Origin of the sequence: Vibrio sp. 10N.247.310.23 (assembly GCF_041467155.1) — a bacterium.
In the GTDB taxonomy this organism is placed as follows: domain Bacteria; phylum Pseudomonadota; class Gammaproteobacteria; order Enterobacterales; family Vibrionaceae; genus Vibrio; species Vibrio crassostreae_C.
Map to the genome: position 1 here is coordinate 96114 of NZ_JBFSTZ010000013.1, position 16144 is coordinate 112257.

Here is a 16144-nt window from a genome sequence, read left to right on the forward strand (position 1 = left end):
GTTATGGTTATGGTTTTTGTATCAGTAATGAGCACCAAATCTAGCGACTGTTCAGCCCACCAGCAGTGACATTCTCAATGGTATTCAAACAGAGAATGAATCTTTTCACTAAAGATAAAAGCATCAATAACACAAATTGAATACATGTACATTAGTTGAATGATAAAAGTGAGAGACAGCTATTTGACGGAACATAAATAGCCTGAACACCATGGTATACAAGGCATTGAATTAAAAGACTTTGACGCACATTTGGATGCATTATTTATGATGACATTTTTTTGGCTATCCAGAAGAGCACGAGCGAAGCGCAATATTGGAGGTTTTGACTTGGTTTTTAAACAGTGAATCCGTCTATTGATGATTGTACAGTAGAGCGTAAACGGCGAAAAAAATGGACCTACTCAATTCGAGTCAGGTCCATCTTTTGATTTTCTAGTCAATCGCTTTGCAGCTAAAGAGTTAGGTGCGAATTCAAGGCTGGCTAAAACGCTTTTACCATCTTGGTTAGGCACTTCAATAACACCGCTTTCTCGTCTTCTTCGATATCTTGCGTCAGCTCATTAACCAAATTCAAGTGAAGCTGATTGTGGTGAACGTGTATCTTCTGCCCTTCATCCGTCAAGGCAACCACAATCGCACGACGATCTGTTGGGTGTTCATGGCGCTCAATCAATTCAGCTTTAACCAACTTTTCTATTTGAACAGTAAGTGTACCCGTGGTAATACCCAACTTTTCAGCGAGCTCTTTCATTCTTAACGCACCATGCATACCAAGTACTTCAATGGTGTGTACTTGAGCCAGGGAATAACCCGTCTCTTTGACAACAGACTGCTCCCACGAAGACATTTTATCGTAGAACTCAGTCAGTATTTGGTTAAGCTGTTCTATATTTCGCATGGTCGTTTGAATGCACTTCAAGAGTTAGATGATTAATCTTATCAAACTTGGCGAGCATTTGTTTATATTCAGAGACGGTTTTATCACTGTTTGATTCAAGAGTAATCGCTGCTGAATAGTGATGCCCACTCACCTTCCACATATGGAAATCGGTGACCGACGCATAAGGCGTTAAGGTTTTGGTCACTGAGTCACGATAATCTTGGTCGATATTCTCATCCAGCAGGATTGGGCTGGTTTGTTTCATAAGGTTCATCGTCCACTTAGCAATCACGAATGCGCCAACCATTCCCATTGCTGCATCTAACCAGTTCCAACCGTAAAACTTACCAAATAGCAGCGCAACAATCGCAAGCAGCGAAGTTAGAGTATCCGCCAACACATGCATGTAGGCTGCGCGTAGGTTGTGATCATGATGGTGTCCGTGATGCTCGCCATGTTTATGACCATGGTCGCTGTCGTGCTCATGGCTATGTGAATGACCGTGATTCTTACTATGATTGTGGCCATGCTCGTGTCCGTGATCATGATGGTGATCGCCAAGTAAAAACATACTCACCACATTCACAGTTAAACCAATACAAGCAACGATGATCGCTTCATTGAACTGAATCGCTTGTGGGTTAAACAAACGATGTACTGACTCCACCAGCATCAACAATGCCACAATCCCCAATGCAATCGCGCTGGTGTAGCCCCCTAGCACACTGACTTTACCGGTACCGAAAGAGAAACGTTCGCTCTCGGCATGTTTCTTCGCATAACGGTATGCAAATAAGGTGATACCAAACGCTGCGGCGTGCGTCCCCATGTGCCAACCATCGGCAAGCAATGCCATCGAGCCGTAAATAGTACCTGCAACAATTTCGACAACCATGGTAACGACGGTCAATAACAGGACATAGAACGTGCGTTTCTCACCTTGACTGTTATGTGAAGAAAAGTTGTGTTGGTGACGTGTTGGAAAACTCAAAATGGCGTCCTTAGCTTGTGTTTGTGGTTAGATGATCGTTGCAAATAAAAGCCCTTTGATTGACAAGTAATTTGACAATCAAAGTAATTATTTGAAATTTAGTTTGATTATCAAACTTTGTCAACGATGAATTTTGAAACTCTGATTTGTGGGACGAATAGTTGATGGTGAGCGCTAGTTTGTTCCAAAGATTATTGATTCAGTAAAAACGAGGCTTTCCAGGGACAAAAAAGCCCACTCGAGGTGGGCTGATTGAGTCAAACTCAATGATTGTATTTATTTGTTTTGCAATGAAATAATCTCATCATTCACCCAACCTAACAGCTGCTTGGTTGCTTTCGACAAGACTTGGTTCTGCCGAACAATATAACCAAGACTGGTGCTCGAGAAGTTGGTCAATGGTGTCACTTTCGAATGCAGGTGCTGCTTGGTTGATACCGCAAACTCCGGGACAATAGCCACACCAAATCCCGCTTCTGCCCAGTCGATTTGAGCATCGACACTCCCTACTTCCATCACCCTATAATTAGGTAGATTAAGGCTTGGTAAACCTTCATCAATAAAGTCACGCGTTCTCGTATCATGACCTAGTAGAATCAAAGTGAGCTCTGCATCAGAGTCTCGGATATCAAACCCATCGCCAAGCGCACACCAAGAAAGCTCTTGCAGCTTAGTGAAATACAAAGACTCGTTGTGCTGCTCTTTGGCGATAACAAAACCAATATCCGCTTGAGCATTTTTAACTAAATTCGATGCCTGAGATGACGTGGTATTCAAGAGCGTAAGGTCAATACCGGGATACTGCGCTTTGAACTTCTGGAACGGACGAATTAGCAAAAATCGAGAAATGATGTCACTTACGGCAATGGTTAACGTCCCTATTTTAAGGTCGTTAATGGCATTGAGATCGGCCTGACAAATCTGCAGTTCGAGTAGCGTTCTTTGGCTTGTTTCCAATAGCCGTTCACCCGCTTGAGTCAATTGAAAAGGGCTTCTCTCTATCAACTTTATGCGTGTTTGTTGTTCCAGTTGTTTTAGGTGCAAACTCACATTGGGTTGTGTCATGTGCAGTGCATTGGCCGCTTTCCCAAAATGCTTGTACTCCGCAAGCGTCACAAACGTCTTCAACAAATTAATATCGAGCATCATGTCCTCTCTCTCGTGTCACTAATATCATTCCCTAAAAGTAAAGAATGCCCAATCGTCATTCCCTACAGTGAGGAACGAACGTGATAGGGAATCTCGTTTGTAGCTTAAGACTTTAAGGATATATGAAATCCTTATCAAGATAATAAAGATAATTAATTTCTCTTATCCACCTTGTAGGCCTAACATGATTCCTCAATCAGTTAGGAGAAAAATTATGCCATCTATCGTTGTTGTGGGCGCAAACTGGGGTGATGAAGGCAAAGGCCGCATCGTCGATTTTTTAGCAGACCAAGCTTCTGCTAGCATTCGTTTCCAAGGCGGAAACAATGCAGGTCATACTGTGGTAAATGACTTCGGTACATTCAAACTGCACCAACTGCCTAGTGGTATTTTTAATCCTAATTGTACGGCGGTTCTTGGCCCTGGCATGGTGATCAGCCCTGCTGCGCTAACTGAAGAGATTGCAGAAGTTCAAGAGGCTGGCATCAAAGTGAAAATGGCGATCTCAGATCGTGCGACACTGTGTCTCCCTTTACATGCTCTTGAAGATACGCTTGAAGAAGAGCGTTTGGGCGATGGCGCTTACGGCTCTACACGTCAAGGCATTGCACCAGCGTACGGCGATCGTGTAATGAAGAAAGGCATTCTTGTCGGTTGGCTGAATCAACCTGAAATTTTAGAGCAGCGTATTCAATTCCTACTTGATTGGAAGATGCCTCAGCTTAAAGCGCTCTACCCTCAATGTGACTTCTCCCAGACTGCTTCTGAAATGACAGAATGGCTACTTGAAGTAACTAAAGCGTGGCGCCCGTTCATCTGCAACGTAACTGAGCCGCTTAAAGCGCTGCAATCACAAGACGCAAACCTACTGTTTGAAGCTCAGTTAGGCGCAGGTCGCGACCTTGTCTACGGTGAATACCCTTGGACAACATCTTCGAATGTAACCGCAGCTTATGCTGGCATTGGTAGCGGTTTACCTGCACTTCGTCCTGAACGTGTTATCGCTGTTGCTAAATCATTCAGCTCGTCTGTTGGTACTGGCACGCTAGTAACTGCAATGGAAGAACAAGACAGCTTCCGCGAAAGCTCTAACGAATACGGCGCAACTACGGGTCGACCACGTGATATGGGTTACTTTGATGCAGTGGCAACTCGCAACGGTGTTGACCTACAAGCTGCAACGGAAATCGCACTGACTAAGATTGATTGCCTGTCTGGTTTGTCTGAACTTAAAATCTGTACCGCTTACTCAGGTGAACATACTGAGAACCCGATTTGGCCACAAACGGCTGAGCTAAAGCCCGTATATGAAGATATGGCTGGCTGGGATGAAGACATCACGGGTTGCCGCACGTTTGAGAGCCTTCCTCAAGCAGCGCAAGATTACGTTACTCGTATCGAAGAGCTGATGGGTGTGCCAATCGTGATGGTATCGGTAGGTCCTGAGCGCGAGCAAATGATCATTCGAGCTTAGCTTAGAAGACGACAAGATCTACATCAAAGCCCACATTCAGTGGACTTTTTTGATTGTTCATAAAGAACGAGATAACACAAGGAATTACAGACAAAAAAAAGCCCACACTAGGTGGGCTTTTTTGCTTGTTCATAAAGAACGAATTTGGTGCCGCTACTGGACTCGACTATCCAATATATCAAATTGATTAGTATGGGAATTATAAAAATAGAATTTAAAAATGTTACTTCTGGTGTTACTTTAGTAAAGATTGACTATAGTTGACAGGCCCAACAACTTCATTCCCACGCAACCAAAAAGACAAAGCCTCACCGATTTAAAGGTAAACCTAAGAATTAACCAAAACAGAAAACCTTGCAAAGCCAGTAAATAAAAAATTCATTCACTTTGTAGGGCTACTAAATCACAAACCCACTGTATGCTCCATGCTTTGTGTCCAGGACGCTTTGAAAGCTGAGTCCCCCGCAAATAGCTTATAAAGCTCAAGCTCGTCCTTACGCCTCGCAAGCATGACCTCTTTTAGCATTTTCTCAAATGCTAAAGCCCGATTATGAGGATCGGGATTATCTTGATATTTTGCCTTAAAGTCTGGGTGTGACTTTACGCTTTCAGCAATGTTGATGAATTTTATCTTTTGCTCTTCAGGAGTGGCGCTCCAGCCCTGGAACCAACGCTCATTAAAGTTACGAATAATGTCATCAAGAGGATCTCTCTCCTCTTCAACGCCATGAGCTCCTCGAGGGTTAGGATTCTGTGGTTCTAGTTCTGTTCCTGCTTCATCTAATTCAATAGAATGGTTGAGCTTAACGCGCTGTAAACCATATGAGCTCAGATCAATAGAGTTAAGCAAAGCATCTAAGGCTTCAGAATCAGGATCTTTCACAATAAGCTTCGGAATAAGGAACTTGAGGAACCAGAAAAGCTTCTCCCATACAACCACTTCATACGGCATGATAGATGCCATCTGACCATAGATTTTTACAAATTGCTTAGCCTTAATTTTGAAGTCAACTTTAGCATCGTCTTCTAGGTCTAACTCAACGTTGAAGCGGTTTGCGGCAACATCAATAATTGGACTAAGCGTTTGAGCATCTTCATTATTAAAGTAGCGCTCAATAAAGCTTTCTACTTCATACCACTCATACACACCAACATCATCCATTGCATCTTTAAGTTCATGCAATACATTGACATCCGTAGCTTCAGATAAAGTAGTTGATGTGTAGAAAGGATCAAATGAAGTTTTAATATCATCAGTGCTATTAAAGAAATCCAAAACAAAAAGGTCTTCTGTTTTTTTACCTAGATTAGGCGCTGAACGGTTCAAGCGAGACAACGCTTGTACACACAAAACTCCGGCAAGCTTTTTATCTACGTACATAGAGCACAATTTTGGTTGATCAAAACCTGTCAGATATTTGTTTGCAACGACTAACAAACGATAATCATCGGTATCAAATTTGTCCTTGGTTTGACTCTCTGCAAACCCATTCATCTCAGCTTCAGTGTACTCAATACCATCTACTTCTTTCGTTCCTGAGAATGCAATAGCAACCTTAAAAGGGTTACCTTGTTCATTTAAAACACGAGTAATTGCTTTATAGTAACGAATAGCTGCTTCAATATTTTGAGTTACCACCATCCCTTTTCCTTTACCTCGTAACTTCTTAGCGTTCACGACTTGAGGAATAAAATGGTCTAGCATTATTTCGGCTTTAGTATTAATGGTTTGCTGACTCGACTCTAGATATGCACGTAGGCGTTTTTGAGCTTTTTTTGAATCAAACTCTGGGTTTTCTTGGATTGATTTCTCAATCTCGTAGTAGCTTTTATAAGTTGTGTAATTAGCTATAACATCCAGTATGAAACCTTCTTCAATAGCCTGCTTCATTGAATACAAGTCAATCGGTACATAAGTACCATCTTCTTGTCTTTGCCCAAATTTTTCTAACGTGCTATTTTTCGGCGTCGCAGTAAAAGCAAAATAGGAGGCATTACCACGCATCTTTCTAGACCGCATGGCCTGAAGAACCTTGTCTTGCGCGTCCTCAGCTTCTTCAACCTCAGACTTACCCATCGCTTTGTTCATGTTGTCATGCGCTGAGCCAGACTGAGAGCTATGAGCTTCATCAATAATTACCGCAAAGCGTTTATCACTTAAATCGCCAATACCATCGATAATAAATGGAAATTTCTGAATGGTCGTAATTATGATTTTCTTACCATTCTCTAAAGCTGACTTGAGCTCTGATGACTTTAATGCCGGAGCGACGATGTTTTTAACTTCAGAAAACTCTTTAATATTATCTCGTAACTGTTTATCCAAAAGACGCCTGTCTGTAACGACAATCACTGAGTCAAATAGTGGCTGTTCGACACCTTTGCTACCGGGAAGATCGGCTTTCACTGGATAGGCTTCTATCAGTTGGTAAGCTGCCCAAGTAATCGAGTTAGACTTACCAGAACCTGCAGAGTGCTGAATTAAGTAGGTTTGTCCTACACCATTAGTTGCTGCATGATCTATTAGCTTCTTAACGACTTGCATTTGGTGGTAACGAGGAAAGAATAACGTACGCTTTCTCAAGTCGTCTTTAATGCCGCCATCCAATCGCACAAAGTGCTGAATGATATTGGCCAAGCTTTTTTTGGTGAATACATCTTCCCATAAATAAGATGTTTTGTGCCCACCATTTCCAAACAAAGAACTATTAGGAGGGTTACCTTGTCCATGGTTATGACCTTTGTTGAAAGGAAGGAAAAAAGTGCTTTTCCCTGCTAGCTTAGTGGTCATATAGACTTCATCGGTATCTACAGCCATGTGAACTAAGCAACGACCAAACTGTAATAAGGGCTGAGCTATATCTCGATCATTACGATACTGTTTTTGGCCATGATAACGTGCTGTTTGACCTGTCCAGGGGTTTTTCAACTCAAGCGTTATTAATGGAATGCCATTAATAAAAAGCACCATGTCGATCTCTTGGAGTGGGTTAGCTGTTGAGTATCTAACTTGACGGGTAGAACTAAAAATATTCGCATCAAAGTTTTGTTTAATCTTTTCACTACTACTTGCTAAAGGGGCTGGAAATAACAAGCTAAAGTGTGCATCATCTACACTTAAACCCTTCTTCAACAAGTATAAAACGCCATGTTTTTTGATTAGACGGTCAAAACGTTCAAGTACTTTTCGCTCCCAGTCATTAGGGCTATTTCGTTTGAGCTTTTCCAACTCATCTTCTTGTGTTTCTTTTAAAAACTGCCAGAAAAAACGGAGATCCAAAGCATACTGCATATCAAAGTCGGTGGCGTAGCCAAGCTTATATAATTGGCTATAATAATCTGGTATTGACTCGTTCACACCAGACTTAATATCTTCTAAACAAACACCTGTTAAATGCTTTTCAATTGCAGCTTCTAGAGCTTGTTCATTCGTATGACTGACCATAATTCACCTTTGTATGTAGCCATTAAATACACATTTTACTGCTGATATAAATGGGCTTAGCATTTCTTTATCTTCAATATATTTGTTAACAAATTCTGCTAACTCTTGCTCTGATAAGTCTGGATCAAGAAAAGGATCTAAGGCATTTGCTCTAAGGTCATTTAACTTTCCAAGGTCTAATGCAAGTACCCTAATAGAATTTTTCGCACCTACGTTTTCACCTTGAATTTTGCCATCTGCTGTAAAGGTAAAGTAATCCTGACAATTAGGTTGAAGGGGGTGCACTTCCAATATCTCATCTGCTTTCTCTTTACCGCAATGCAGAGGGTCGCCTTTAGACGTATTTTTAAGGCATGAACATAAAAAGTTATTAAAATCTAAGTCATCCCCTTCTTCTGCAGATTGCGGGTTGAGGTGCTCTAAATGATAATCACCATTAGTAATTTCAGACTCACAATAGCAACAAATAAAACCCTGGTCTCTCAATAGAGCGTTATAAATATCTTTTTTCTCTGGATTAGAAAGCTCACTATAACTCGGTTGCCACTCTTCATTCTCTAATGCCTTCCATATAGCGAACGACTCAGGTTCCTCCCCCTTGTTAATAAATTTCATCGACCAATCATCTCCATACGTTTGATCAGCGTACTCGCTTTGACTAGCTGGCCATCTTCGCCAATAACATCCTTAAGCTCTCCAATTTTACATCGAGCTTCAGTGAGATCCTTTTGTTCAATCATTAAAAAAATCTCATCCAGCTTATCTTGGATAGCTTTGGGCCGAGATGAAACGTTCATATTATCTTCGTATATTCGGTCTGTATTTTTCCCATATGTATCTTGTACTGGATACTTTCGTACTTGCCCATCTATGCTTCTTAACCCTGTAATCGTGCTTTTTGAACCTATATGACTAAGCACTTGCGGGCTATGAGTGGTGACAATAAATTGAATATTCGAAAATACTTTTTGAAGGCCAGATAACACCTCTTGCTGCCACTTGGGGTGCAAATGAAGTTCAATCTCATCAATCACAATAATCCCATGACCGTTCAACGGATTATCTGAGTCAGGATTTAGCGTTACTAACCTTCTCGCAATATCCCCAGTCAAGGCGACCAAAGTTTTTTGGCCTTCAGATAATTGGGATATATTCACTTTGCATCCAAAGTTTGAAACCATTAACTTTAGCTTGCCTGAAGTCCGATCTACTTCAAAATCGGAGACATCTGGGACTATAGATTCAATCGCTCGGTTAACTAATTCGAGTTGTTTTTGATGTTTGGTCGAGCAATTTGTTTTTAGGGCTTCTGCTAACTCAGTTCTCTTCGTTTCTATTGCTTTAACTATAACATCATCACGAGGAGGCTCTTTGTCTTTATAGGCATCAAGTATTAACGATTCATAGCTAGCTATTTGTTCCCTAAGTTTTTTCACTTCGACACTAGACTCACCTTCAGCCAAGTTAACAAGCTCAATATATAACTCGGAGAAATCTTCAAGATTCCCAGTACCATCCAATGCCTCATCCAGAGCACTGAACCTATTTGTAGATGTATCTCCTGTGATTTTCTCGGAAATGGATTGAGCCAATTTAAAATTCGAACGTTTAACAGAATAATAAGCTAAAAGTGGAATTAAAATATCCTTTCTCTTAGCCATATGACGATACATTAAACCCGCTAATTTAATATCGTTAACTTCGCTAGACTTAGTCCCAGGGTGACCTGGAACTGTTTTTGTTAAACAGGTTTCAAACTGACTATTTTTATTAAACTCAAGAATAGTCGTAATTTCACTGCAATCACATGAATTAACATTGATGTCAGCCAACGTTACAGGCCTAGCATTTGAACTTTTGTCTAAGTTATTATTAAACCAAGAAAAGGTTTTCGCCATTGCATCAACAATGCTAGTTTTTCCAACACCATTACTTCCAATGATTACCGTTAAGTTTTCATTAAAATCAATATCCAAAGCTCTAAAACGACGAAACTCATATAGTTCTATGGATTTTATTTTGAACTTTGTGTTAACCAACTCATTTGATAAGTCATCGAAATACTTCTTAGCCAACACTTCATCTTTTTCTTCAACATGCTTTCCTGAAGAGTAGTTGTCATAAAGTTGAAACATAGACAGCAAATTGCCTTTCTTAGCATTTTGAGCAAGATTCTTAATTGTCTTACTAGTTTCTTTATGTTTCTTAGTCATTTGATTCCCCGACAATTTGAGTAATTAACTCAGCTGAATATTTTCGTATCAATGATTGAATAAATATTGGCTCTATATGCTTAGCAAAAGCAATAAGACCTCTAAGGTGTTGCCTATCCTCTGTATCAAGTTTATTGAGCTGAACTTGGTGTACTAAATGCTTGATATATCTTTTACGCTCTCTTCCGAGGGACAGTTTTCCATCGTTATTAATGGTGATGCCTGTGACATGCCTGTTATGCGCTTTTGATGAGAATTTTGTTTTTTTTCTATTGATTCTTATCGATCCACCAAACAAGTCAGCTAGCTTTTCTTTTACAAGTAAGGGAAGTTCAAAGAGTATGTCTTTATGCTTTGTTGAAAAAGTCAGGTCATCTGCATACCGCGTATATGCGATACCTCTCTCAAGACATATTTTGCTTATGACACTATCAAATTGGTACATGAAGAAGTTAGATACTAGAGGGGAGCTTGGCGCACCTATACTGAGAACCAAAGCACCACCAGTTGTCTTGCTCGGACACCAAAAAAGCAAGTTTTCTAAAGTTTGCTTATCTTGGATTGAAGGCAGAGGCTGTATCGACTCCCAAACTTGCCAAAACAATTTATCAGAGATGGAATTGAAGAAGTTTTCGAGATCTAGCTTAAGTAAGTAAGGGTTGTTTTTATGAGCAATTGCATTCTGCTTAATACTCATACCTTCTCGATAAGCCATCGCAGCCTCATGGATAGGTAACTGTTGAAGTCCCAAATACTTACGCTGATATTCTTTCAGTTCTTTAGAGGGTTGAGCAATAACTCGGTGTCCAGAGGTACGCTTAGGAATGGTATAGACTTTGTACCGTTTGGGTGCACTCAGCAGAAAGCGAGTAACTTCGTCTTCACTCTTTTTCAACTCTAATGCTAGTTGTTCTATCAAAGTCATTTCTAATCCCATTAAAAAAGCCCAAGAGCATTGCTCTTGGGCTTAACTCTTTACTAGAGGAAGCGATAGGTTCGCAACCTGATTGACGAACGGAGTGAGGAGATCAGGTTGCGAACCTATCGCAACCATAAAACCGTTCAATAAATTAGAGTCTGGCTAAACACCCGACTAGACGAATTCGTCCTAAGCTAAAGAGCTCTTTAAGTATATAGTAAGTCCATGAGGTTATTCAATTTATTGTTGTGCCTATCTATTCCTCATAATGTGTGGCGAAAACATCGAGCATCTGGCTTTGATGAGATTCAATTTCTTGCTTACTCCAAGGTTTAGACCCCTTTTGCGTAAATATTTCGAACAGTTTTAACGAGTCAAAGTGCGCTTTTCTGTCAAAGTCTATCTGCTTTTTATCCACATCTTGATTGCTATATGATGAATTTTCACCCGGGCTAAGTAGTACCAAGTTACCAAATGCATTCAAGATTTCTCCTGGTAACGTACTTTTATACTCTTCATTTTGTGGATGAACATGTTCAACTGAGTTTTTTGAAGTGATTCGATATTTTTTAAATTTTTGGGCCTCTACAGCGCTCAGTTCTGACTCTGAACCACTAAGGCGCTTCCAGAGTAAGTATTCAAGCTTTTGAAACCAATAGTGCTCAAAGCTGGTTCCGTTCGACTCAGTGAGGTAATCAGCCTGTTCAGTCCACTCAATTCTCTTGGGCTTTTTCGATCTAGCTTGTTTAAAACTAGCCTCTTTTTGAGAGCAAATGGCTAGTGACATCCTGTTATCTATTCTTTCAAGTAGCTTAAGAGCCTTCGTCTCCTCTTTACTGCCGATGCCTTTCTTCATTAGTTCAGCAATAAAAGGGGTTATCCAGTACTGAGCACTTCTCTCACCGGTAAAGTTACGAACACTCTGCAGCAACACTATGCCACTAAGCTCTTTGGGCGTTCTATTGATATAGTAATTGCCACTAGACTGGCTTCTAGATTGATACGTTAAGCCTAAATGAGACTCTGTTGAATCATCTCTATTTACCCATTTAACAACCCAATGGTCAAACTGATACCGCACTTGCCATAGCATTTCGATAAAGGATTTGATGGACTGTTCATCAGACTCAATCAAAGGGTTAAATATTTCCAGTAATCGATCACTGTGAAGCCTGACTTCTATATCCGCTTTGTTGTTTAAAGCTAAGTAAACGCGATAAGCATGTATCAAAAAAAGTGGGAACTTGATTATCGGCTCACAATAAACAGTTTCAACATCTAAATCATGAGTTTTAAAAGAGTCTAGCTTAAGGTTATGGGGAGCATCATTCCCATTTAACTGTTCAGCCAACTCTTCGATACTAAGACCTGCTAACTGCTCACTCTTCAGGTCTTCTGTTTTATGTGATTCTAGCGAGTGTAGAAACCGGTTGGGATCAAAACAGGCTAAATCGTTAGGTTTAATAGCATTCCAATCTGAGTGATTAAAAACTTCTCGAACATTACGTTCAAAATAGTTCTCCATATGTTCACAAGCGACCCATATCGCATCATATTGAGCTTTATCGGACTGTAACTTCTTAAACAATTTAGCTTTAAGGATATCGGCTTGCTCTAACTGAATTCCTCCAGTATTCATGGTCGCAAACAGGCGGTTTAAATCCATTTGTGTTGGAACCATGTTATTAACCCATTGCACATTACTATAAAAATACTCAGCAAACTGCTCAATCGTTACGTCAGCATCTTTATTGAGCTTTTCAATCTCTTGAGTCAATACGTTCAGTGCAACACCAATCTGTTTTAGATACTCATTGCTATCTATCTTTTCTTGAGAAGGTATTTGGTAGTCTTTAAGGCCCGCTAAGCCACCTAAGAGCTGTTGAACTTGATCTCGAATAGCAAATTGTAAGCGTGGTATTACTTTCCCATTACTAGTCGTAATAACCGCTAATTGAGAAAGTTTCGACTTAACTCCTGCGAAGTTAAATGCAATAGCGATGAGCATCAAAGTTGTGGTGCGCTGCTGTCCATCAATCAACTCATAGATGGCATCACCGTTTGTCTTCAATACCGATGAAAGAATGGTGCCAATAAAGTAATTATGATCCGTTTGCTTATTTGACTCATGATACCTTTTGCAAGCTTCTTTAATATCATTGAACAAAAGCAATACATCATCATCAGCCCAAACATAAGGGCGTTGATAACTAGGGATTGAAAACTGGTAGTCACCAATCAAAATCTTCTCTAAGGTCAATATTTCCGTCTGAACAGATAATGTAGACAAATTACAGCCCTCCTAGCAATCTGACTTGAGCTGTAAAGTCATTTGAAAACTTAGCGGCGTATTGCTCTTTGGTTACTTGCGTTTCAATTTTGATAGAAAACTCTTTTTTTACTTTATTTATAAAGTCCTGCTTGCGACTGCTTTTTTGATTTGTTGGCGACAATTTGGCATCAATTATCCCTTCAGCATTTACGTTAAGTTCAAATGCATCCAATTTTACAAAGCACTGCTTAGGTGTATAGCTCATTGATATCCAATCCAATATTGGAGTTTCACGTAAAAATGCAGGAACCGACTTTTCTTTCACTGCAACTTGGTTTTCCACTCGCCTTGAATATACGACCCTAAAGAGTTTTTTCGCCACAACTTCAAGCTCTTGCTGCCCAAACTGGCTTATATATAACAATAAGCTCGCATCAAAAAGCTGCTTTAGATAACCACAACCATGGAGGTTACATATAAGCCCGTGATAGAAACGATGAAATTCTGTGCTTGTAATATTTTCAGTTTCATTAGCTATTAGATAAGTTTGACGAAGCTGCTCAAAGTATTGAAGATAGTGAATAGTATTAGCGCCACTATTCAGCGGTTGACGCAAATCATAACCGACTTGAGGCTGCGATAAACTCTCGCCTCCATTTTCGAAATAGGTTCGCTGAATGCGTCCAAAAGCAATATCTTCCCCCGTTGCCTTCGGAGAGAACTCATCGACAACGGAATCAACAAGTAAGCGCTTTTGATGGTGTAATGGCATCGTTCGCCGAGTACGATCTTTTAAGTCTTTCTTTAAATTAAAGTACTCCCAATAACGCCCCCTTAACAACAAATCAATTACAGGATTTATGTTATTTAAACTCTCCCACAAAGCAGCAAAGTGACGAGTTTTGGAGGGCATGTTCTTGTCTATCACGTTTAGGTGGTGAGCCTTGATGATATCCGGCCCTTTTAAGCGTACTCCACCAGTGTTCTGGGTTTCAAAAAAACGATAGGCTTCATCCTCATTATCAGTCACAACTAATGTGACATTGACTAATGAAAAATCAATAGTAGCAATTTGCTCACGTTTATCCGACAGCCAAGCCAAGTTATGTTTAATCTGTTGCTGACTCTCAGGTGCTTCATAACGTAGAGTTAAATTTTGATAATCATCTTTTAAAAAGGCAATCAGTGCCATGGTGGTTATGCGCTGCTGTCCATCGATGATATTGAGCAGATTATCTTGCTGATGCAAAATAATGCTGCCCAAATAAAAGGGGCATTTTTGAGTACCTTTATCGCTTTTAAAGCCTGCTTGATAGTCTTTAAAATCTTGCAGTAAGCGCAGTATCTGTTCCTCTGTCCAGCGGTATGGGCGCTGATACTCAGGTATGGCAAGCTGACCATTAATTGTTGAACCATCCGAGGCTATAATCCCCTGATGGTCAAAAACCTGCGCTAGCGTTGTACTGGCAACGGATACTGACATTTTACTTCCCTGTTAGCTGAGTACGCTTTCTTGGTTTTCTGGCACTTTAATTTTGCCTGTTACTGCACTGTTGATCAGCGTGGTTTTGTACTCTTTGAATTTCTCTATCTGAGATTTCAAATGCTCAATACCATCATCAATTTTCTTCGATTCATTTTGAATATGTTGCACAATCAACTCTTGTTCCTCTATCGGGGGAACCACCATAAAACGAGAAGCTAAGTTATTAAATCGAATACGAACAGCTCGTTGGCGAACAGCATTACATATCACCTGTATATATTTAGCTAATGCCATTTCTCTCAGTAAATATGCGAAGAAATGCTGCGAGATATTGTTCACCTTTGGATCACAAATGACATATTCAGGTGTACATTTACCATCTGAGTCTGATACACCTATGGCACCTTCAAACGCATCCATAGAATTCAGTACTAATTGTCCTTTTCGAATGCCTTGATAACCCCCTTCAATTACCGCTTCAGTAAAACCTGTAAGCCTTCTGTTTGACCGCAGAGTAACTTGTCCATCTCTAAATGAAGTAACAACACCATCATCTGCACGCACAGGAAGCCTACTTTGTGTAAATAGATTCTTGAACCTTATGACTTCCCAATGATCTGGAATTTTACCAATCCAATCAACACCTGAATCTTTCATCGGAAAATCACTTCCTTTAGGTGAAGGTAAACCTTGAGTGACGGCTTGCTGAATTATGATTTTCTTACGTTCTTTTAATAGCTCAATCTGCTGTTGTTTGATATCGACGGCTTCATCAATTTGAGCTGTTTTTTTATCAAGGAAATTGGCTATAGCAGATTGCTCAGCCACAGAAGGAACAGCAATTAATGAGTTCTTTAATTCATCACTATCGACGTGAGGAATCCCCATTCCTACAGTAGAGCCTCTTAATAACTTTTCAACAATGGAAGATGCATACCAAGCAAACGACTTATTAATATTTTTAAATTTCACACTAGCTACTGTTGAAGAAATAACTCCCTGTTTGCTTTTAATAAACTCTCCTGAATTACTACCATCCCAAAGCAACAAAATGTCATTTTCATCAACGACTATGCTATCTTTATCCATAACGAATTGTGTGGCTTCGCCACCGCGTAAGTAATCCATACTTAGATATGGTGGTAAATTATCATTATCCTCTGAAGTCATCCTCTTCGGTAACTTGCCTTTTTGCACACTAGCCAAATACTTAAACTTTATTAATTGCCAATGTTCAGGTACTTCGCCTAACCACTTATTTTTTGAATCTTTTAAGATCGCATACTTTGGCATTACTACTGACTTGCCCATA

The 16144-nt window shown here is 40.1% G+C and carries 11 protein-coding genes; 1 reads left to right on the forward strand and 10 read right to left on the reverse strand.

Annotated elements, in window-relative coordinates; all coding sequences use genetic code 11:
• Positions 1-484: 484 nt before the first annotated feature.
• The 3 genes from AB6D93_RS12115 to AB6D93_RS12125 all read right to left on the reverse strand — a co-directional run bounded on the left by AB6D93_RS12115 (position 485) and on the right by AB6D93_RS12125 (position 3023).
• Positions 485-901, reverse strand: coding sequence for a MarR family winged helix-turn-helix transcriptional regulator (locus tag AB6D93_RS12115; protein WP_017059185.1), 417 nt, complete (start codon positions 899-901; stop codon positions 485-487).
• A complete protein-coding gene (gene dmeF, locus AB6D93_RS12120; protein ID WP_017059184.1) occupies positions 879-1874 on the reverse strand; it encodes a CDF family Co(II)/Ni(II) efflux transporter DmeF in 996 nt (331 codons plus the stop codon). The genes AB6D93_RS12115 and dmeF overlap by 23 nt, the downstream gene beginning before the upstream one ends.
• 276 nt (positions 1875-2150) lie before the next feature.
• A complete protein-coding gene (locus AB6D93_RS12125; protein ID WP_017059183.1) occupies positions 2151-3023 on the reverse strand; it encodes a LysR family transcriptional regulator in 873 nt (290 codons plus the stop codon).
• Between the two features lie 214 nt (positions 3024-3237).
• On the opposite strand from AB6D93_RS12125, the gene AB6D93_RS12130 reads away from it, so the two are divergent.
• Positions 3238-4497, forward strand: coding sequence for an adenylosuccinate synthase (locus AB6D93_RS12130; RefSeq protein ID WP_017059182.1), 1260 nt, complete (start codon positions 3238-3240; stop codon positions 4495-4497).
• A gap of 403 nt (positions 4498-4900) precedes the next feature.
• Here AB6D93_RS12130 and AB6D93_RS12135 read toward each other — a convergent pair whose 3' ends face one another.
• The 7 genes from AB6D93_RS12135 to AB6D93_RS12165 all read right to left on the reverse strand — a co-directional run bounded on the left by AB6D93_RS12135 (position 4901) and on the right by AB6D93_RS12165 (position 16143).
• Positions 4901-7942 (reverse strand): type I restriction endonuclease subunit R, encoded by a 3042-nt coding sequence (locus AB6D93_RS12135; RefSeq protein WP_372050147.1) that lies wholly within the window; start codon positions 7940-7942, stop codon positions 4901-4903.
• Positions 7943-7945: 3 nt separating this feature from the next.
• The gene (locus tag AB6D93_RS12140; RefSeq protein WP_102562478.1) at positions 7946-8557 is read right to left on the reverse strand and encodes a retron system putative HNH endonuclease; all 612 of its coding nucleotides are present in this window, start codon (positions 8555-8557) and stop codon (positions 7946-7948) included.
• On the reverse strand, positions 8554-10155 hold the full coding sequence (gene ptuA / locus AB6D93_RS12145) for a retron Ec78 anti-phage system effector ATPase PtuA (RefSeq protein ID WP_102562477.1): 1602 nt from the start codon (positions 10153-10155) through the stop codon (positions 8554-8556). Before ptuA ends, AB6D93_RS12140 begins: the two co-directional genes overlap by 4 nt.
• Positions 10148-11080 carry a retron St85 family RNA-directed DNA polymerase gene (locus AB6D93_RS12150; protein ID WP_372050148.1) on the reverse strand — a complete coding sequence of 311 codons (933 nt, stop codon included), beginning with the start codon at positions 11078-11080 and terminating at the stop codon, positions 10148-10150. Before AB6D93_RS12150 ends, ptuA begins: the two co-directional genes overlap by 8 nt.
• A gap of 250 nt (positions 11081-11330) precedes the next feature.
• A complete protein-coding gene (locus AB6D93_RS12155; RefSeq protein ID WP_372050149.1) occupies positions 11331-13364 on the reverse strand; it encodes a DUF262 domain-containing protein in 2034 nt (677 codons plus the stop codon).
• Between the two features lies 1 nt (position 13365).
• Complete coding sequence (locus AB6D93_RS12160; protein ID WP_372050150.1) at positions 13366-14829, reverse strand: DUF262 domain-containing protein; 1464 nt, start codon at positions 14827-14829, stop codon at positions 13366-13368.
• Positions 14830-14841: 12 nt separating this feature from the next.
• Positions 14842-16143: a restriction endonuclease subunit S gene (locus AB6D93_RS12165; RefSeq protein ID WP_372050151.1), complete on the reverse strand. Its 1302-nt coding sequence runs from the start codon at positions 16141-16143 to the stop codon at positions 14842-14844.
• Position 16144 lies beyond the last annotated feature (1 nt).